Source organism: Burkholderia sp. AU30280 (assembly GCF_020420125.1).
Taxonomy (GTDB): Bacteria; Pseudomonadota; Gammaproteobacteria; order Burkholderiales; family Burkholderiaceae; genus Burkholderia.
Map to the genome: position 1 here is coordinate 1 of NZ_JAIZRY010000015.1, position 18571 is coordinate 18571.

The following is an 18571-nucleotide window of genomic DNA, read 5'->3' on the forward strand; positions in this document are numbered from 1 at the left end:
GGCATGCCGCGCGAGGCCGGCGAGCCCGGCGCGCACGCGGCGGCGCGCGGCGTCGGGCAGCCCGTCGCGCGCGGCGCCGCGACGGATCCGCAGCAGTTCCTTGCCGACGTGCAGCGCCGCGAGCGCCTCGATGCTCGCCTGCGTCATCGCGGCCGGCTGGCTCGCGAGCAGCGCGCCGAGCTGCGCGATGCGGTGCTGCTGGCGCTGCTGCCAGCCCGCTGCCGTGACGCGCTTGCCGGCCACGAGCGCGAGCGTGTCGTCGCGGATCGTGCGGCGCATCCGCGTGGCATCGGTGGCCAGGTTGCGCGGCAGGATCAGCCGGAACGTGAGCAGCGTGAGGAAGGTGGCGAGCACCCACGCGACCGACTGGTTCAGGAACAGCGCAACGTCGGGGCGGAACGGATTGGTCGCGCCGGTCAGCGTGTTGAACGCGACCAGATACGCGAGCCCCGCGAGCGAAGTCTTCGGCACGCTCGTCGCGTAGATGCCGGGCATCCAGAACAGCGCGAGTGCCACGACGAGCAGCGGAAAGCCTTCGATGCGCGGCAGGATGCCGAACGCGCACACGAACGCGGCCGGCACGGCCAGCACCGTGCCCTTGATGAACGCCTGCGCGCCGGCGGCCGGGTTGCCGGCGGTCGCGAGCAGCGCGCAGTACGGCGCGACGACGAGCAGCATCATGTCGCCCTGGTTCCAGCCGGTCACGAGCCAGAGCGCGCCGGAGAGCGCGATCGCGCAGGCCGAGCGCACGCCGTTGCGCAGCGCGGCGCCCGTGTCGCGGTGAAAGCGCACCCGGGCGGGCCGGTCGCCCGGCCGCGGGCGCTGCAATTCGACGAGCCCGTCGAGCGCCGCGCGGTAGTCGTCGATCTGTTCGATCAGCCGCTCGCCGGCAATCAGCCACGCCGCCTCGTCGCGCGGATCGCCGAGCGCGATGCCGTCGAGCGCGTCGCGCAAGCGTTCGCGCGCGTCGCCCAGCAGCGCAAGCGCGTGCACCGCGCCGCCGGGGCCGGCGCCCAATGCATCGGCGGCGGCCTGCCACGCGGCCGCGAGGCGCGGCTGCAGCGACGCGACCGCTTGCGCGCCGGGGCTGTCGGCCGGCAGCGGCGGCGTGCCGCCCGCGAGCGCGCCGAACAGCGACGCCATCCCGTGCCGCACGGCAGCCGCGCGCTGTGCGAGATCTTCCGATTCGGCCTTGCCGAGCGCGAGCAGATCGTCGATGCCGTAGATGCCGGCGAACAGCGCGTGCCGCTTGTCGTCGGCGGGCGTCGCCGCGAGGCCGTTGCGCTGCGCGGCGATGGCCCGTGCGACGTCGGCCGTGACGCGCGTCACCAGCGCTTCGAGTCTTGCGTGCACGTCGCGCGTGCCGAGCAGCATCGACACGAGGCTCAGGCACAGCACGCCGATCGCGACCGTCGAGCCGCGCCCGATCACGTGCTCGAAGGTCAGCTCGGGATGCTGCATCGCGCCGTAGGTCGCGAGGCCGATCGTGTAGCCGGCCACCACGGTGCCCGACGCGCGGAAGTGCCGCAGAAGCGTCATGCCTGCAACGCAGAGGCCGAGCCAGAACGCGAAGCCGAGGATGAACAGCAGCGGCTGCTGCGCGAAGCAGCCCATCAGCACGAACGCGACGACCATCCCCGCGATGGTGCCGACCACGCGCCACACGCCCTTGCCGATCACGGCGCCCTGCACGGGGTTGATCACGAGCAGCACCGTCGACGCCGCCGAGTACGGGGTTTCCAGTTCGAGCAGGTACGCGACGCCGAGCGCGAGCGCGGCGGCAATGACCGAGCGCGCGACATACGCGCCGCGCGGCGTGAAGATGTCGATGCGCGCGATCAGCGCCGCGGCCGCGCGATTCAGGCGGCGGGGCGGCGCCGCGACGGCGCGCGTCTGATCGGCTGCGTCATGCACTGCGCTTGCTCCATGAGAAAGGACGAAGCCAGTCTACGGTCGAGCCATGCATGCCGAACAGTGACGTCTTTGCACTCGACGAGTGCGTGCGACGCATGCGTCACGCGTGCGCCGGATGCAGCACCGGCTGGCCCGTGCACAGCCCGCGCACGACACGCCGCAACCACTGGTGCGCGGGGTCGCTCTGGAAGCGCGGATGCCACGCCTGCGTGATCAGCACGGTTTCGAGCGGCACCGGCAGTTCGAACGCGCGCACGCCGAGCCCGGCCTGCACCGCGCCGCGCGCGAGATGCTCGGGCAGCGGCAGGATCAGGTCCGACGCCTGCAGCGCGAAGATCGCCGCATACGGCGTCGGCACGACGAGCAGCACGTGCCGCGCGAGGCCGCGCGCGGCGAGCGCGTCGTCGATCGGCCCCGCCGACTTGCCGCGCCGCGAGACGCCGATATGCGGCCAGCGCGCGAAGCGCTCGGGCGTGATGTCGTCGTCGAAGATCGGGTGGTCGTCGCGCGCGAGGCCGACGAAGGTCGTCGTGAACAGCGGCTGCACACGAATTTCCGGCCCCAGGCGGCGCGATGCGCTGATGAACAGGTCGATGCGGCCGCTGCGCAAGGCATCGTCGTCGATGTCGTCTTCCTCGGGCGTGAAGCGCAGCATCGCGCGCGGCATCCCGCGCGCCATCTCCTCGAGCAGGCGGCTGCTGTGCAGGCCGACGAAGATGTCGTTCGCGCGCACGTTGAATTGCTTGTCGAGCGTGCCGAGATCGATTTCCGCGGACGGGGCGAGCAACTGCGACGCGCGCTCCACGGTTTCGCGGACGACGCCGCGCAGCTCGAGCGCGCGCGGCGTCGGCACCATCTTGCGGCCCGCTTGCACGAAGATCGGGTCGCCGACCGTTTCGCGAATGCGCGCGAGCGTGCGGCTCATCGCGGGCGGGCTCAGGTTCATGCGGCGTGCGGCGCCGACGACGCTCCCCTCTTCGAGCAGCGCGTCGAGCGAAATCAGCAGGTTCAGGTCGGGTGCCATCGGCTTCTCCGTGTCATCGCGTGCATGCGGCGCAATGGTAATGCGGGATAGGCGCGCGCAGCGTGACTGCAACGCACGCAACGATTGCGCGCGGCATCACGCGTGGCGCACGCATCGGGGTGTCACTGGCCGGCGCCGGCATCGGGCGACAGCGAGCGGACGGCGGCGAATGCGCCGTTCACGTACATCAGCGGGTTCACGTCGTCGCACATCGCGACGCGCGTGACCCGTCCGACCAGGATCGAATGCGAGCCGACCTCGACCTGTTCGAGCGTGTCGCAGAAGAAGGACGTCTGCGCGTTCTCGAGGTAGGGCAGGCCGGTCGCCGCGTCGGTGCGCCACGCATCGTGCGCGAAACGCGCTTCGGAGCCCGTCGTGCTGCATGCGAGCGCGAGCGGCACGTGGCAGCTTCGCAGCGCGTTCACGCAGAAGCGCCGGTGGCCGGTGATCGACGCGTGAATGCTGGCGCGCCGGTTGATGCACACCAGCACGGTCGGCGGATCGAGCGCGACCGACGTGAACGAGCTGGCGGTCAGCGCGCACGGTGCGGCCGCGGCGCCATCGCCGCCGGTCGTGACGATCGTGACGGTGGCGGCTACGCCGCGCATCGCCTGTTTCAGTTGCTGCGCAATGTCCACGGTGTTCATCCTAATGCGGTCCTGTCACGAGGGCCCCGGCGCCGCGCGGCGCGCGCCACACGGCGCCGGGGCGGGCGTCAAAGCTGGTACGCGTCGGCCCAGGTCCAGTGGTAGGACTTGAAGTCGGCGCGGCGCGACTTGAGCTCGGCGTCGCGCGCCTGTTGCTCGGGGCCGTCGGGCAGGTGGAACACGCCGCCGTTGCCGGCCGACGCAAGCTGGATCCGTGCGCTGCGGTCGATCCGCAAGCGCTGGTACTCGACCAGCGCGGCGCCGAGCGCCTCCTTCGACGCGAGCCCCGTCACGCACCGGCCGAGCACGACCGCGTCCTCGAGCGCCTGCGCGGCGCCCTGCGACTGGTACGGCAGCATCGGATGGCACGCGTCGCCGAGCAGGCACACGCTGTCCCACACCCAGCGCGTGAGCGGCTGGCGGTCGTGCAGCGACCAGCGGCTCAGGTCCGACGCGCAGCGGATCAGCCCGACGAGGCGCGGATCCCAGCCGTCGAGCTCGGCCTCGAGCGTCGCGCGGTCGCCCTTGCTGCTCCACGATTCGCGCGTGCTGCCGTCGCCCGGCACGATCACGACGAGGTTCAGCAGCCGGCGGTCGCGCACCCAGTAATGGATCGCGTGCCGACCGGGCCCGAGCCAGATCGTCACCTGCGGTTCCTTGACGATCTCGAACGCGGGCGAGCGCGGATCGATCGCATCGACGTCGATCAGCGCGCGATACGCGTCGTCGCCGCTGTAGTGCGGCGCGTCGTCGCCGAGCAGCGCGTGGCGCAGCGTCGAATGAATACCGTCGGCCGCGACGACGAGATCCGCGCGCCAGCGCGTGCCCGCCGCATCGACGAGCGTCGCGCCGTCCGGCCCGCACGCGACGAGCCCGCGCACCGCGACGCCGCCGAGCACGGCGACGGGCGGGCCGGCTGTATACGGGTCGCGCACGGCGTCGAGCAGCGCGGCATGCAGGTCGGCGCGATGCGCGTTCCAGTACGGTGCGTTGAAGGCGGCCTCGACGTCGTCGCCGAGCGGGAAGGCGCCGAGCAGGCTGCCGTCCTGCCAGCGGCGGCGGATCGTCGCGGTCGGGGCGACGGCGGCCAGCCGTTGCCGGTCGAGCACGCCGAGCGCGCGCAGCGCGCGCGTGGCGTTCGGCACGACCTGCAGCCCCGCGCCGACTTCCCGGAACGCCCGGCTCTGCTCGAGGACGGTGACCCGATGGCCGGCGCGGCGCAGCGCGAGCGCGGCGGCCAGGCCGCCGATGCCGGCGCCGACGACGATCGTGTCGAGTGACAGGGAGGGTGTCATGGGCGAGTTCGCTGTGGGTCCGGAAGGGATCGGCATGGCGTCACAGTCCCGGCAGCACGTCGCGGGCGAACACCTCCAGGTTGTTGCTCATCAGCTCGTACGGCTGCGCGCCATAGTCGATGTGCCACAGGATCGCGTCGAGCCCGAGATCGGCTTCCAGCGCGCGAATGCGCTGGCGCACGGTGTCGGGCGTGCCGAGCACGGCGGTCGCGTCGAGGTCGGCCGTGTCCATCCCGCCCATCTTGTTCTTCATCGCCTCGTTATAGCCCTGATAGGCCGACGACTGCACCTGGTCCCACGATTTCGCGGCTTCCGCGAAATAGCGCCAGTGATGGCGCAGGCGCGGCTCCGCGAGCGCCAGCGCGTGCGCGTCCGACGTGCCGATCATCAGCGGGATGCTGATCGCGACCTGCGGCCGGCGGCCGGTGTGGCCGTGATGGCGCTCGAACGTCTCGCGATAGAGCGCCACCATCTCCTGTGTCTTCGCGAGCGCGGCCTTGCGCGGCGGCGCGGCCATCAGCAGGTTGAAGCCGCGTTCGCCGATCCACTCGAAGCTGGACGGCGTGAGCAGCGCGGCGACCCAGACCGGCGGGCGCGGCTGCTGCGTCGGGCGCGGCAGCGATTGCGCGTCGCGATAGCGGAAGAACGGCGTGTCCTCGCTGACCGATTCCTCGGCGAGCAGGCGCACCGTCGCGTCGATCGTCTGCTGGAAACGCGCCTTGCTCGAATCGAGATCGATGCCGAACGCATCGAATTCGTACGGCAGGAACGCGCGCGCGAAGCCCAGCTCGAGCCGCCCGTTCGAGATCGCGTCGAGCTGCGCGGCCTCGGCCGCGAGCTGGATCGGATGATGGAACGACGCCTGGATGCCGCCCGTCATCAGGCGGATCGACTTCGTCTGCGCGGCCGCGGCCGCGAGGAACATCAGCGGCGACGGGCTGTAGCCGCCGTACGGCTTCAGGTAGTGCTCGGTCATCTTCACGTACGTGTAGCCGAGCCGGTCGGCCAGCGCGCTGAGCTTCAGCGCGTGCGCATAGTAGTCGGCCGCCGGGCGGTCGGCCGGGCCGGTATCGGGCAAAAAGGACACGCCGAACTTCATAGACACCTCACAGGTTGATGTGCTGCCGTTGTCTGCAAAGGGGACCCGATGCCGCGTCGAATGCGTCCCCCGGTCGGGAAGCGGGATCGCTCGCAATGTACTTGCAAGGATGATCCAATCATAGGATGATTGGGTCTATGCAAGTCTTACACGATGCAAGATTTGCTGCAAGCGTTGCTCGGTTGTTGCTCCAGTTCCGCCCGCAAGCGGGCACTCCGGGGGCAGGCTGAAGTGCACGGGCCGGCCTCTCCATTCCGGCGAGGAATCAAGGATGGACGCTCTTCTATCGGTTTCTGGCAAGGCGCTCAGGATGCGGCGGGTGGTGCGCGCCGCGTCGGGCAAGTGTCTGATGGTGCCGCTCGACCATTCGCTCGCGGACGGGCCGATCGCCCATCCGCAGCAGTTGCGGCAACTGGTCGGCGACATCGCCGCGCACGGCGGCGACGCGATCGTCGTGCATCGCGGCCGCGCGCGCTTCCTGTCGCCCGACGTGCTGAGCGATCTCGCGCTCGTCGTGCACCTGAACGGCTGCACGCGCTACGCGGAGGATGCGAACGCGAAGACGCTGTTCGCGAGCGTCGAGGATGCGCTGGCGAGCGGCGCGGATGCGGTCAGCGTGCACGTGAATCTCGGCTCGAAAACGGAAAGCCAGCAACTGCTCGACCTGAGCCGCATCGCGACCGAGTGCGCGCGCTGGTCGCTGCCGCTGCTCGCGATGATCTATCCGCGCGGCCCGGGCCTCGGCGATCGTCCGCAGACCGAACTGATTGCCCATGCGGCGAACGTCGCGGCGGATCTCGGCGCCGACATCGTCAAGCTGCCGTACAGCGGCGACGCCGCGAGCATGGCCGACATCATCGCCGGCTCGTCGCTGCCGGTGCTGGTCGCGGGCGGCGCGAAGCTGCCGGAAGACGAGTTCGTCGCGTTCACGTCGCGCGTGATGCACGCGGGGGCGCTCGGCATTGCAGCCGGTCGCAACGTGTTCGCCGCGCCGAAAGCCGCACCGCTGATCCGCCGCCTGTCCGATGCCGTGCACGGCGTCGAGCGCCGCGCCGCGCACCTGGCCGCCTGAGCCGGTGCGCCGGGCCGTCGCGCCCGGTTTCTTTCGATCATCGAGGGGTTCCATGTATCGCTATCCGTGGATCGACCTGCGCGCGTTCGGCGCGCAGGCAGGCGCCGTCGCGGCCGACGCAGCGAGGGCCGGCGCGTGCCGCTTCGTGGTGGCCGAGGCCGAGCGCGACACGTGCGCGCCCGGCGCGGTCGCGCAACTGGCCGTTTCGATGGCGGGCGTCGCGACGCTGGTCGACGACGCGCATGCGCCGCTCGCGGGCGTTCGCGTGAGGATCGACGGCGCGGCCGATTTCGACGCCGCGCGCACCGCGATCGCGCGGCACGCGCTCGTGCTGCTCGACTACGCGCTCGCGACGACGGTGCCGCTCGAGCGCCTGCTCGCGGGTGTCCGCGATGCCGCGTGCCGCATCGTCGTATCGCTGGCCGACCCGCACGGCGCGGCCTACCTCGCGCGCAAGCATGCGCAGTCGCCGGTCGACATCGCGTTCGCACCGCGCGATGCGGCCGCATTGCGCGGCGTGCTGGCTGCCTGCGGCGAGCTGCGCCCGCGCGAGCCGCTGAAGCTGAAAACGTTCGAGGTGCAGCGCGTCGAGCCGCTCGGCGCCGGGCTGCATGCGGTGATCGACGGCTGTTCGCAGCTGGACGGAGAAGAGTGCGTGCTGGCCGGCGCGAGCGCGACCAGCATGCTGCTCGTCGTCGCGGCCGGCGCCGCGCACCCGCCCGGCCAGCCGCTCGCGTTCGGCATCGACGCGGGCTCGGCCGAATCGTTCGTGTTCTGCGGCGGCGACCGCGCGCGCCAGCTTTCGCTGCTGCGTTCCGGCGAGCGGATCCTGACGGTCGGCGCGGCAGGCGACACGCGCGCGATCGTGGTCGGCCGCGTGCGGATCGAATCCGCGCCGCTCGTCGCGCTGCACACGCGCAGCGCATCCGGCGCGAACACGCGCGTCGTGATGCGCGGCGACCGTGCGGTGCAGTTCCGGACCGACGACGGCGCACGCGTCGGTCTCGCCGATGTCGCGCCCGGTGTCCGGCTTGCCGGCTTCGAACCGGGCGCCGGCTGGGTGGATTGCCGGATGAGGGCCGCCGCGTCGCGTTTGGCCGTTTCCGTCAGCCGCTAGTTTCATCCTGTCATTCAACCTGCGTTATCCCCTTTCGAAGGAGATTGGCCTTGAAGAAGCTTTCCTGGATTGACCTGCGCAACATCGGCGAGCTCGCGGACGAGATCACCGAGGAGGCGCTGCATGTCGGCGTGTCCGCATTCGTCGTGAAGGATGCGGAGCAGGCCGGCCGGCTGCCGCCGAGCGCGCGCAAGGTCGCGGTCGTCGATCGGCAGCCGGCCGATGCGGCGCTGCTCGAGCAGGTGCAGATCGTCCTCGTGAAGGATGGCCTGCCGGTCGATTTCGCGGTGCCGGACGGCGTCGAACTCGGCGTGTTCATCGAGGTGACGGGCGAGGCGACGCTCACCCGTGCGTGCGAGCTGTCGACGTCCACGCCGTGGCTGCTCGTCGAATTCCTGCAGGACCCGAGCAAGATCCCGCTCGAGATCCTGCTGGCGGCCGCCGATCGAGCGACGGGCGAGCTGATCACCGTCGTCGCCGACCTGGAGGATGCGGAGGTCACGCTGAACGTGCTGCAGCGCGGCCCCGAGGGCGTGCTGCTCACGCCGACGCAGGTCGGGCAGGCCACGCAACTCGTGTCGATCTGCAGCGACACGGTCGAGGATCTGCAGCTCGAGGAAATCGAGATCGTCGGGCTCACGCACCTGGGGCCGGGCGAACGCGTGTGCGTCGATACCTGCTCGCGCTTCGAGCAGGACGAGGGCATCCTCGTCGGCTCGTATTCGACCGGCATGATCCTCATCAGCAGCGAGACGCACCCGCTGCCGTACATGCCGACGCGCCCGTTCCGCGTGAACGCCGCCGCGCTCCATTCGTACGTCGTCGCGCCGGACAACCGCACGCGCTATCTCGCCGAGCTCGAATCGGGCGCGGAGATCCTCGCCGTCAACGTGCAGGGCAAGGCGCGCCGCGTCGTGGTCGGGCGCGCGAAGGTCGAGACGCGTCCGCTGCTGCTGATCGAGGCGAAGAATGCCGCCAATCGCGCGATCAACATCATCGCGCAGGACGACTGGCACGTGCGCGTGCTCGGGCCGAAGGGCAGCGTGCACAACATCACGGAGCTCAAGCGCGGCGACCGCATCCTCGGCTACACGCTCGATGCGCAGCGCCACGTCGGCTACCCGATCCGGGAATTCCTGCACGAGCAGTGATCCGCATGCTTCGTTGACGATGCGATCGCCCGGTGCGTCACGCGCCGGCGCGGTCGATTCATGTTCAGGAGTGCTTTATGGAAAATGCGGCAAAACAGGTGCTGGACACGCTGTTCGGACGCTGGCGCAGCCGGATCCTGTATGCGGGCACGCGGCTCGGCGTGTTCGATGCGGTCACGACGGACGCGCCGGTGTCGTCGGCCGCGCTCGCAGCGAAGCTCGACGTCGACGAGCCGCTGCTGTATCGGTTGCTGCGCGCGCTTGCGTCGCTTGGCTTGCTCGACGAGGACACGCGCCGCGGCTTCCGGGCCACCGCGTCGGGGGCGCTGCTGCATGCGGACGCCCCGAGCACGCTACGCGATTTCGTGCTGCTGCAGGAAGGCCCCGAGCACTACGCGATCTGGGCGCACCTGCCCGACATGGTGCGCGAGGGACAGCAGAATGGCTTCATTCGCGAGTTCGGCGCGATGGCATTCGACTATGCGAAGGACCACGAACGTTACCGCACCGATTTCAAGCGCGCGATGTCGAGCTTCTCGACCGTGCAGTCGGAACAGGTCGTCGATGCGCTGCGCGACGTCACGTTCGCGCCGGGCACGCATGCGTGCGACATCGGCGGCGGCCAGGGGCACATGCTGTGCAGCCTGCTGCGGCGATTTCCGTCACTGACCGGCGTCGTGTTCGACCTGCCCGAAGTGATCGACGGCGATGCGGATGACTGGGCGCAGCGGATGGGCGTGAGCACGCGTTGCAGCAAGGCGGGCGGCAACATGTTCGACGCGGTGCCGGCGGCCGACGTCTATCTGCTGAAGCTGATCCTGCATGACTGGAACGACGACGAGTGCGTGGCGATCCTCAAGCGGGCACGCGAAAGCGCCCGGGACGGCGCGCGCGTGTTCGTGATCGAACGGGTCGTGCCGGCGCCGGGCGTCGCGCATTTCTCGAAGCTCTACGACATCCACATGATGTGCTGGGGCAGTGGCCGCGAGCGCACGCGCGACGAATACGACGCGTTGCTCGGCGCCGCCGGCTGGCGGCCCGCCGGGGTGCGCGCCGCGCCGGACGGGCAGATCGACGTGATCGAGGCCGTCGCGGCGTAGCGCGGGCCGGGCGCGTCAGGCGGCGGGCGTCTCGCGGGTCTCGAGCCAGGTCATCTGAGGCTTGAGGATCGCGAGTGTCGCGCGAACCGCCTTGTTCTCGTCGCGCTGTTCGATCGCGTCGAGCACCGCCTGGTGCGCCCGCATGTCCGGCTCGGGAATCTCGGCCTCGTCGAGTTCGACGAGGATGTCTTCGACGTTCGCGAGGATCGAGCCCGAGAAATAGCGATACAGCGCTTCCAGCGCGTGATTGTGCGATGCGGCGGCCACGGCGATGTGAAACGCGCGGTCGCGCTCGACGAACTTCTTCACGTCGCGCGTCGCTTCGCGCTCGCCGCGTGCCTTCAGCAGCTTGCGCAGCGTCGCGAGATCCTCGTCGGTGCGCCGGCGCGCCGCGTAGCGCGCGCATTCCGTTTCGAGCATGCACTGAAGCTCGAGATGGTCGCTGCGCGCGGCGCGATCGACGTCGCGCATCGTCTCCGCCGGATCGACGTTGCGGCGCACATAGGTGCCGTCGCCCTGGCGTACTTCGAGCACGCCGGAATACGCGAGCGTGCGGACTGCCTCGCGCACCGTGTTGCGCCCGACCTCGAGCTGTTTCGCGAGATCGAGCTCGGTCGGAATGCGCTGACCGACGCGCCAGATGCCGGAAGTGATGTTGGATTTGAGGATCTCGATCGCCGAATCGACGAGCGAGTGTCGGGTGGCCGGGGGCAGGCTTGACATTGCGTGTTTCGCTTGAAACTTGAGGGTGTCGCTATCCTATCATCCGATCATTCGTTTGGTCGTTCAGGATAACGATATTCAAACGTGACATTTTGTTAACGTCAGACGAATAAATCTTCGACCGATCGATGCGTGCCGCACATTCGTCGATTGCGTCCACCGGCATTTACCCGCGCCGCGCCGACGTAAATGATTCCCATTCGCTGTTCAGTCGAGGTCGCCGTTGCAAGAGCGGCCCGTCTTCCTACCCGAGGGCGCGGTGAATCCGCCGACGTCCGTCTCCGCTTTCCGGATAACCCGAGATGAATCGATCACACACCGGCGGCCGTGCGCGGCCAGGATTTCCGTTGCCGCGCGCGGCGTTGCGGCGCGTGCCGGGCTGGGCGGCCGCACTGGCCTGCACGGCCGCGATGCCGGTTGCCGCCGCGGCGCAGGATGCGCCGGACGCGGGCGAGCCCGCGAATGCGCCGATGCTCGCGCCGATCGTCGTCGACGGGCGGCGCGAGACGGGCGTCGGCCCCGTGCAGGGCGTCGCGGCCGACGTGTCGCGCGCGGGCACCAAGACCGACACGGCGATCGTCGAGGTGCCGCAGGGCCTGTCGGTCGTCACGCGCGAGCAGATGGACCGTCAGGACGTGCATAGCGTCGGCGAGAGCCTGCGCTACACGCCGGGCGCCTATGCGGACTCGCGCCCCGGCGGCGTGCTCGAAAGCGTGTTCCTGCGCGGCTTCGGCGGGTTCGCGGCGGCGGCGATCAATCCGCAGATGCTCGACGGCCTGCCGCTGCCCAAAGGCGTGAACTGGGCCGCGAGCGTCGTCGATCCGTGGACGCTCGAACGCATCGACGTGTTGCGCGGCCCGGCGTCGGTGCTGTACGGACAGGCGAGCCCCGGCGGCATCGTCGACATGGTCAGCAAGCGGCCGACGCGCGATGCGCAGCGCCTGCTTGCCGTGCAGACCGGCAACCGTGATCGCGGGCAGCTTGCATTCGATTTCAGCGGACCCGTGACGCAGGACGGCACGTGGCGCTACCGGATCGACGGCCTCGCACGCCGGGCCGACGAGCAGATCGATTATTCGCGACAGCAGCGGATCGTCGTCGCGCCGTCGCTGACGTGGCAGCCGAACGCCGATACGCGTTTCACGCTGCTGGGGTCGTTCCAGCGCGATCCGCACAACAACTTCGCGGGCTGGCTGCCGGCCCTCGGCACGCTTTGGCCGGATGCGGGAAGGCGGATTCCGACGCATTTCTTTCCGGGACTGCCGGGCTTCGATACCTACGACCGCACGCAGGCGATGATCGGCTATGCGTTCGAGCATCGTTTCGATTCGACGTGGAAGGTCCGGCAGAACGTGCGCTATACGCATCTCGATGTCGACTTCGCGGGTGCGGCCGTCAATTTCATTGCGCCGTATCTGGCGCCGGGCGTGCTGAATCGTTCGCTGTCGTGGTCGCGCGAGCACGTGAACCATCTCGCGCTCGACAACCAGGCCGAGATGCGCGTGATGACGGGGCCGGTCGAGCATACGGTACTGGCCGGGCTGTCGTATGAGCATGCGGTGGCGAATCTCGTCGGGTCGGGCTTCGGTGCGGCGCCGCCGCTCGATACGCGCGCGCCCGATTACGGGCAGCCGTATGCGGTGCCGCCGGTCGCGCAGCAGACGCGCCAGACGCCTGACCGGATCGGCGTCTATCTGCAGGATCAGGTGCGCTGGGATCGGTGGGTCTTTACGCTCGGCGGCCGGGAGGAGTGGTCGCGCACGACGACCGATGACCTGCTGCGATCCGCGAGCGTGCGGCAGAGCACGCGGGCGTTCACCGGGCGTGCGGGAGCGGTCTATCTGTTCGATAGCGGCTTCGCGCCGTACCTGAGCTATTCGACGTCGTTCGAACCGGCACTCGGCACGCGCTTCGATGGACAGCCGTTCACGCCGACGAAGGCGAAGCAGTTTGAGGTCGGGTTGCGTTATCAGTCGCCGGATCGGCTGCAGAACGCGTCGATCGCGGCGTTCGATATTCGCCAGCGCAATGTGCTGACCGCGGATCCGGAGCATCCGTTCTTCAATGTGCAGACGGGGGAGGTGCGATCGCGCGGGATCGAGCTGGAAGGGCGTGCGCGCGTGTGGAAGCAAGTGGATGTGATTGCCGCGTATACGTATCTCGACACGACGGTGCAGGCCGATACGGATCCGACTGTCGTCGGCAAGCGCGTGGCGGCGGTGCCGCGCCATCTCGCGTCGCTGTGGCTGGACTATGCGGTGGAGCGGCCTGGGTTGCGCGGGTTGAAGGTGGGGGGCGGTGTACGTTATGTCGGGCGCAGCGCGGGCGACAACGTCAATACTTTCGATGTGCCGGCTGTCGTGCTGTTCGATCTCGGGCTGTCGTATGACCTTGGCGTTGAACGGCCTGCGTGGAAGGGGTGGCGTGTTGCAGCGCACGTGAACAACCTGTTCGACCGGACTTATGTGTCGTCGTGCTTTTCGGCGGGCGGGTGTTTCTATGGCACGCGGTTGATGGTGACGGGGGATGTGAGTTACCGGTGGTGATGGCGGGTGACGATCGCGATGCCGCTGCGGCGGGCTGTGCGCGTGCGGTTGTCCCGACCGCGCCGCCGCCCGGATACACTGATGCCTTCGCCGTATGTGCCGCGGCAGCGTGGGCCGTCGCGTCGGCTGCGGATTCGTGGAGAGATCACCCATGAGCATCGTCGTTCGTCGAAACCGGATCGCCATCCGCCTGTGTCGCGTGCTGATCTCGGGCGCGTTGATCGCTTCCGTCGTCGGCTGCGCGGCGACGGCGGTCGAAGACACGTCCATCGCGCCGGATCTGCATGAAACCGTCGTCAAGGTCCCGGTCGACGAAGGGGCGGGCACACGCGACATCGTTGCCACCACCTACATGCCGGACGGCCCGGGGCCTTTTCCGCTGATCGTGCTGAGCCACGGCAGCCCGCCCGATCCGCGCGACCGGCCGAAGGTGGGCCGCTACCGCGCGTTGCCGCAGATCCGGACGTTCGTGCAACTCGGTTTCGCGGTCATCGTGCCGATCCGCCGCGGGTACGGGGCGACGGGCGGGGTCGATGAAGAGGATGCGGGTTCGTGCCGGCATCCCGACTACCTTGCTGCGGGGCAGCAGGCCGCGCGCGATGTGTTGGCGGCGGTGCGGTATGGGCAGACGTTGCCGCAGGTGGATCGAAACCGCGTCGTGCTGGTCGGGCAATCGGCGGGTGGTTTTGCTTCGCTGGCGGCGGCCAGCTACGCGCCGCAGGGGGTAGTCGCGGTGGTGAACTTCTCGGGCGGGCGTGGGGGGAACCCGACGACTCATCCCGGGATGCCGTGCGATCCGAAGCAGATGGCGGACACGATCGGGCATTTTGCGAGTACGACGCGCGTGCCGGTGCTCTGGCATTACGTACAGAACGACAAGTATTTCGCGCCGGAGGTTGTGGCGACCTGGTTTGCCGCGTTTCAAGGGGCAGGTGGGCGCGGGCAGATGATTGTCGAGCCGCCGTTCGGCAAGAACGGGCACGGGATGTTTTCGGTCAAGGAGGCGATACCGATCTGGTTGCCGCACTTTGAGGCGTTTGTCGGGCCGTTGGTGGCGATGAGGTTGGCGGGTTGATTCGGGAGGCGGTCGAATCGGGTTGCAGGGGGCTTGCCTGTTGTGATCGTCGGCCGCTGGTCGAACGGCAGAGTGCGCTTGCGAGTCGTGGTTGCTGGCAGATTCGCATGGTCACATGAACCTTTCTACGTACCCGTGCGCCTGAGAACGGTACTTCAATGATGCGGTAGTGCCTGCGCTTTGTTTGGAAGGGCCTCGGTCAGAAAGATGAGCCGAGGCCCGCGCTGCAGGGTGTTGTAGCGGTGGGTGCCGACCCGAAGCGGGCATTTCCCGTGCCAGACCGAATGACTCAAGCTCACTCGTCAACGGCCGATCGCATCGCCACGTTCAAGAACATCGCCGAATGATTTCGAGGTCCTCAACACGCTGTACGGCGTAGTGTCCGTCGTGGCTGTCGATGCGATACACATCGACCTTCAGCGGCGTTCCCGGACGGACTGTTACCTCATAATTTTCCCCGGATTTGGGGGTGAAGCGAAAGGCGCTATCGTATTGGTCTAGTCCCGGAAGGGCAACGCGCAGCGTCAGCAAATGATCCGCTTGCATCCTGAGTTCGAAGTAACTTTGGTCGATATATTTATCGGCGATTGGCATTCCCAGTCGCGGCTGCTGTCGATGTGTCGAAAAGAGAATGATCGTGTGGTCGTCTTTGAAAGGAATATCCGCCACGCCAATGGGTTCGCCGCCCAGTGGATCGCTCGGCACGTAGCAACCCGGCAACGGAGGGGGTTGATAGAGGAAGAATTTACCTTCGCCGATTTCGCGGAAGCGAATGTGTGCCGTCGGCACACCGGGCGGTGGCATGTAGTTTGTTGTTACACACCCTGTCACCGACAAGGAGAACGCAAACATCGCCAATCGAGTCAGGCGTTTCGCCCCTGGTGTTTTAACTTTCATTGGTGCGCAACCTCGTGTTTTACCTCTACCGTGCCGCTATAAGCGTTGGGGATTGCCCACCGTTTGCCGGTTTGTGCCGTGAGAATCATTCGATCGGATTCCGACGAAGCCGAGTAGAGGATAAAGAATCGCGCGCCAGAGGGGACGATGAAGTAGGTTTGCCTGTAGTGGCCCTTCACGAAGGTCGACCCGTCCGTGCCGTCGAATGACTCGACGTGGCTGACAACGCGCTTGTCGGCATCGAGGAATATGACATACGGCTTCAGTACCGTTGCCAGCGGCAACCACGTACTCGAAAACCATGTGCGGACGCGCAAAGCGGTCGCCGTGGACTGTTGATCCAGGGAGAAGGGAGCATAGACGCCAAGACCGTCTGGAAATCGAGCCACCGGAGAAGTGTTCGCGTCGAAGTCAATCGTCTTTGCATCGTTCAGTGCAAGTGGCTGATAAGACATCTCTGCGTAGCTCTTCACGCCGATCCGTGATTCAGCCAAAGGCGTAGCCACAAGTTGCCGGGTTGCACATCCGCTAAGCGCCGCACAAATTAAACCGATTCCAATCCAGAATTGCCGTTTCACGTTGTTCCTAAAACTCGATTTCCCAATAGATCCCTGATTACGGCAATCGGAGGCGGTTCTTTAGCTCATGTGTGTATGAGCAATGTCCACCGCAAAAAGGCCGGAACTGAGAAATAGTCAAGCATGGTATATGCGGGTCGGTCGGCAGGATCAGGCGGCCAGTGCTTAAGGAATCGGTGTGCTTTCGATCACCGGGGCAGTCGTTGAAGGGGATGCGCTTCAGAGGAGAGTTCCACCTAGTCGCATTGATAGATCACCCGAGCTTGCTCGAAACGGCGGGCGGCAAGGTCTTCCTCCCGTATGATGACGTAGTAGGCGCCCGGCCCTTCCATCCCGGTGTTCGCGTCGGCGCCGATCTGGAGCAGAAGCCGCCAGGATTTGGCCCCGGGAAGCAGGGCCTTCGCCGCGGGCGTGTCCCAAGCGTTGCTGCGACCGCAGTCGATACCGTTGGCGGCAAGCTGGCTCCTGGCCTGCAACCCGTTCTGCAGCGTGCGCGGATAGCCACCAAGCTGGTGGTTCTCTCCGTCCTTGTCGGCGGGCGTGCCGAATTCCTCTAGCCACTCGCAATAGGTATCAAGCAATTCTTCGTCATCGAGATCGAAGGCATCCCAGCTCTTGTCGTTTGGTGGGATTGGCGTAACGACGGGTGTGGCGGATAGGGGCGCCGGCTTGAAGATCGTGGTCCAGTGGTCGTCCGAGATTGCTGCGAGCGCCTCGGGGATAGCCGCGCGCGCTAACGATTCGGTCGGAGTCCTGTCCCAGATTACGCGCCAGCCGACGGCCGCTTCAGGGGTAAAGTCCTCCGGCGTCTCCCAGAAATCATAGAAGACGAGGAGCCGACCGTCCTTTGGCAGCATCGGCTCGAACCCCTCGACCTGTGATAGCGCCGCGAGGTCGAACTGCCCGAAGAAGGCGAGTGGGAATGGCTTATCCATCGCATTGGCACGGACCAGAGAGTCTCTGCTGAACGTCTCGCCTTGCTCAGGGGTCATCCACGAGCCCGGCTTCCTCGAATCCACCAGCAGCCTCTCGGCCTCGCGCCGGTATGCGGCGACGCGTTTCGCCGCGTCCGGATAGGGAGGGCGCTCCGGCCATGTTGATCCGACAGGGAGGTCGGGGGTGCCTCCGAGTTTGCTCGTGCCAAGGGATATCGCATCCGCACCGGCCGGGACTGTGGTCAAGAGCAGAGCCGACCGCGCCTGGGCTGCGAGATGCAGCACAATTTCCTCCGGTAATTCGGTCTCCTGGAGCGAACGGAGAAGTTCGTCACGGGTGCGCGGCAAGGGCTTCGGACATTGCTTGTACACGGTTCAATCCTTTCTCGATTCCAAAGGTGTACTGGTATGCACCTCGAGCGATCTTCATTGTCTCCGTCTGGACGCGGTCTCCAGGCACCGGCCGGCTATCGCGTTTCGGCTGCGCCGGTCGCCTGGATCGAATCAACGGTTTTACACCCGGCGCGCTCGAGATCTTGTGAATGGTCGTGAGGGATAGTTCTCGTTGCTCGTACAGTCGCAATTCATTCTGAATTCGCCATGCGCTTTTGCGCTCGGCACGCAATTGGAGGATCGTCGCCCGATCAGCCTCGGAAACCTTCCGGTTTGGGCTGCGTAGTGGACGACGGCTTTGAGACTGGAGTCCTGCTTCGCCGTCTTCCTGGTAGCGGCACAGCCATTTACGAAGTGTCGGTCGAGATATGCCGCATCGCGCACACACGCGGCCGGCATTGCCAGTCTCGTGATACATGCGCATCCAACGTAATCGCACGGCGATCTCTCGGTCCATCGCTTCATTTTATTTGAAACGATGTCTATGAATCACACACGCCGAACTTTTCGTGGCTCTCACGGATGCACCGGCGCGTGAGTGTCTTGAGCCATCGTCTTCTTGTCGTAACCGCCCGCAGGGATGCCCGACGCGCCGACGCCCGGCAGGTCCGGCGCGATCACGACGTGATTCACGGCCCGCTTGGGCATGAGCGGCAGCCACATGGGGCTCGTCTCGCCGTAGCCGGCCAGCAGTACGAAGGGCGTGCCGTTCCCGGTGCCCGCCTCCAGGTAGTGAAGCTTGATTCCGTTGGCCGTCAGCGAATGTTCCGTGACCACGGGGGCCGCCGCGTACGATTGAGTCTGAAAGGCCGACAGTAAAACCAACGCGGCACCCGCGCACCGCAGCCAAAGCCCGGGTGATTGCATCGCCTGCTCCTCTCTTCGAGCGAATTCAACGAGACATTCGAGTGACAGGGCGCCCGCGTCGATATGGCGTGTCCAGGTCCGCATGACCGCGCTCGAACGGTCATGTCATGGTGTTGCGGCCACGCAGCCCGGACGTAC

16 protein-coding genes and 1 pseudogene are annotated in these 18571 nt (G+C 67.3%); 6 read left to right on the forward strand and 11 right to left on the reverse strand.

What is annotated here, in order from left to right; all coding sequences use genetic code 11:
• The 5 genes from LGN17_RS28715 to LGN17_RS28735 form a co-directional block, all read right to left on the reverse strand.
• A partial coding sequence (locus LGN17_RS28715; RefSeq protein ID WP_226200375.1) for an FUSC family protein occupies nt 1–1914 on the reverse strand: 1914 nt, incomplete at its 3' end.
• A 100-nt stretch (nt 1915–2014) separates the two neighbouring features.
• A complete protein-coding gene (locus LGN17_RS28720) occupies nt 2015–2938 on the reverse strand; it encodes a LysR family transcriptional regulator (protein WP_175970378.1) in 924 nt (307 codons plus the stop codon).
• Nucleotides 2939–3060: 122 nt separating this feature from the next.
• Nucleotides 3061–3585 carry a flavin reductase family protein gene (locus tag LGN17_RS28725; protein WP_226200377.1) on the reverse strand — a complete coding sequence of 175 codons (525 nt, stop codon included), beginning with the start codon at nt 3583–3585 and terminating at the stop codon, nt 3061–3063.
• A gap of 68 nt (nt 3586–3653) precedes the next feature.
• Nucleotides 3654–4880, reverse strand: coding sequence for an FAD-dependent monooxygenase (locus LGN17_RS28730; protein ID WP_226200379.1), 1227 nt, complete (start codon nt 4878–4880; stop codon nt 3654–3656).
• A 40-nt stretch (nt 4881–4920) separates the two neighbouring features.
• Entirely contained in the window at nt 4921–5967 is a 1047-nt protein-coding gene (locus LGN17_RS28735) for an LLM class flavin-dependent oxidoreductase (RefSeq protein ID WP_319000871.1), read from the reverse strand.
• A 283-nt stretch (nt 5968–6250) separates the two neighbouring features.
• Here LGN17_RS28735 and LGN17_RS28740 point away from each other — a divergent pair, with 283 nt between their 5' ends.
• The 4 genes from LGN17_RS28740 (at nt 6251) to LGN17_RS28755 (ending at nt 10419) form a co-directional block, all read left to right on the forward strand.
• Nucleotides 6251–7051, forward strand: a complete 801-nt coding sequence (locus LGN17_RS28740; RefSeq protein WP_226200383.1) for a 2-amino-3,7-dideoxy-D-threo-hept-6-ulosonate synthase — start codon at nt 6251–6253, stop codon at nt 7049–7051.
• A gap of 52 nt (nt 7052–7103) precedes the next feature.
• Nucleotides 7104–8168, forward strand: a complete 1065-nt coding sequence (locus tag LGN17_RS28745) for a 3-dehydroquinate synthase II family protein (RefSeq protein WP_226200385.1) — start codon at nt 7104–7106, stop codon at nt 8166–8168.
• Nucleotides 8169–8218: 50 nt separating this feature from the next.
• Nucleotides 8219–9319, forward strand: a complete 1101-nt coding sequence (locus LGN17_RS28750) for a 3-dehydroquinate synthase II family protein (protein WP_226200387.1) — start codon at nt 8219–8221, stop codon at nt 9317–9319.
• A gap of 77 nt (nt 9320–9396) precedes the next feature.
• On the forward strand, nt 9397–10419 hold the full coding sequence (locus LGN17_RS28755) for an acetylserotonin O-methyltransferase (RefSeq protein WP_226200389.1): 1023 nt from the start codon (nt 9397–9399) through the stop codon (nt 10417–10419).
• Nucleotides 10420–10434: 15 nt separating this feature from the next.
• Here the strand turns inward: LGN17_RS28755 and LGN17_RS28760 are convergent, their stop codons facing one another.
• On the reverse strand, nt 10435–11142 hold the full coding sequence (locus tag LGN17_RS28760) for a FadR/GntR family transcriptional regulator (protein WP_175951949.1): 708 nt from the start codon (nt 11140–11142) through the stop codon (nt 10435–10437).
• A gap of 302 nt (nt 11143–11444) precedes the next feature.
• Here LGN17_RS28760 and LGN17_RS28765 point away from each other — a divergent pair, with 302 nt between their 5' ends.
• Nucleotides 11445–13688 carry a TonB-dependent siderophore receptor gene (locus tag LGN17_RS28765; protein WP_226200390.1) on the forward strand — a complete coding sequence of 748 codons (2244 nt, stop codon included), beginning with the start codon at nt 11445–11447 and terminating at the stop codon, nt 13686–13688.
• Between the two features lie 151 nt (nt 13689–13839).
• Nucleotides 13840–14763: an alpha/beta hydrolase family protein gene (locus LGN17_RS28770; RefSeq protein ID WP_226200392.1), complete on the forward strand. Its 924-nt coding sequence runs from the start codon at nt 13840–13842 to the stop codon at nt 14761–14763.
• A 327-nt stretch (nt 14764–15090) separates the two neighbouring features.
• On the opposite strand, the gene LGN17_RS28775 is transcribed toward LGN17_RS28770, so the two are convergent.
• The 5 genes and pseudogenes from LGN17_RS28775 to LGN17_RS28795 form a co-directional block, all read right to left on the reverse strand.
• On the reverse strand, nt 15091–15660 hold the full coding sequence (locus LGN17_RS28775; protein WP_226200394.1) for a hypothetical protein: 570 nt from the start codon (nt 15658–15660) through the stop codon (nt 15091–15093).
• Entirely contained in the window at nt 15657–16238 is a 582-nt protein-coding gene (locus LGN17_RS28780; protein WP_226200396.1) for a hypothetical protein, read from the reverse strand. Before LGN17_RS28780 ends, LGN17_RS28775 begins: the two co-directional genes overlap by 4 nt.
• A 236-nt stretch (nt 16239–16474) precedes the next feature.
• Nucleotides 16475–17545, reverse strand: coding sequence for a YwqG family protein (locus LGN17_RS28785; RefSeq protein ID WP_226200398.1), 1071 nt, complete (start codon nt 17543–17545; stop codon nt 16475–16477).
• Nucleotides 17546–17570: 25 nt separating this feature from the next.
• Nucleotides 17571–18005: pseudogene (locus LGN17_RS28790) on the reverse strand (helix-turn-helix domain-containing protein); the annotation flags it as partial.
• Nucleotides 18006–18082: 77 nt separating this feature from the next.
• Nucleotides 18083–18517 (reverse strand): alpha/beta fold hydrolase, encoded by a 435-nt coding sequence (locus LGN17_RS28795; protein WP_226200400.1) that lies wholly within the window; start codon nt 18515–18517, stop codon nt 18083–18085.
• Between the last annotated feature and the right edge of the window lie 54 nt (nt 18518–18571).

What these genes read in the sequence shown, in the direction of transcription:
- LGN17_RS28720 (WP_175970378.1), bottom strand. Translation starts at nt 2,938, where the DNA reads ATGGCACCCGACCTGAACCTGCTGATTTCGCTCGACGCGCTGCTCGAA.
- LGN17_RS28725 (WP_226200377.1), bottom strand. Translation starts at nt 3,585, where the DNA reads ATGAACACCGTGGACATTGCGCAGCAACTGAAACAGGCGATGCGCGGC.
- LGN17_RS28730 (WP_226200379.1), bottom strand. Translation starts at nt 4,880, where the DNA reads ATGACACCCTCCCTGTCACTCGACACGATCGTCGTCGGCGCCGGCATC.
- LGN17_RS28740 (WP_226200383.1), top strand. Translation starts at nt 6,251, where the DNA reads ATGGACGCTCTTCTATCGGTTTCTGGCAAGGCGCTCAGGATGCGGCGG.
- LGN17_RS28745 (WP_226200385.1), top strand. Translation starts at nt 7,104, where the DNA reads ATGTATCGCTATCCGTGGATCGACCTGCGCGCGTTCGGCGCGCAGGCA.
- LGN17_RS28755 (WP_226200389.1), top strand. Translation starts at nt 9,397, where the DNA reads ATGGAAAATGCGGCAAAACAGGTGCTGGACACGCTGTTCGGACGCTGG.
- LGN17_RS28760 (WP_175951949.1), bottom strand. Translation starts at nt 11,142, where the DNA reads ATGTCAAGCCTGCCCCCGGCCACCCGACACTCGCTCGTCGATTCGGCG.
- LGN17_RS28765 (WP_226200390.1), top strand. Translation starts at nt 11,445, where the DNA reads ATGAATCGATCACACACCGGCGGCCGTGCGCGGCCAGGATTTCCGTTG.
- LGN17_RS28770 (WP_226200392.1), top strand. Translation starts at nt 13,840, where the DNA reads ATGAGCATCGTCGTTCGTCGAAACCGGATCGCCATCCGCCTGTGTCGC.
- LGN17_RS28775 (WP_226200394.1), bottom strand. Translation starts at nt 15,660, where the DNA reads ATGAAAGTTAAAACACCAGGGGCGAAACGCCTGACTCGATTGGCGATG.
- LGN17_RS28795 (WP_226200400.1), bottom strand. Translation starts at nt 18,517, where the DNA reads ATGCGGACCTGGACACGCCATATCGACGCGGGCGCCCTGTCACTCGAA.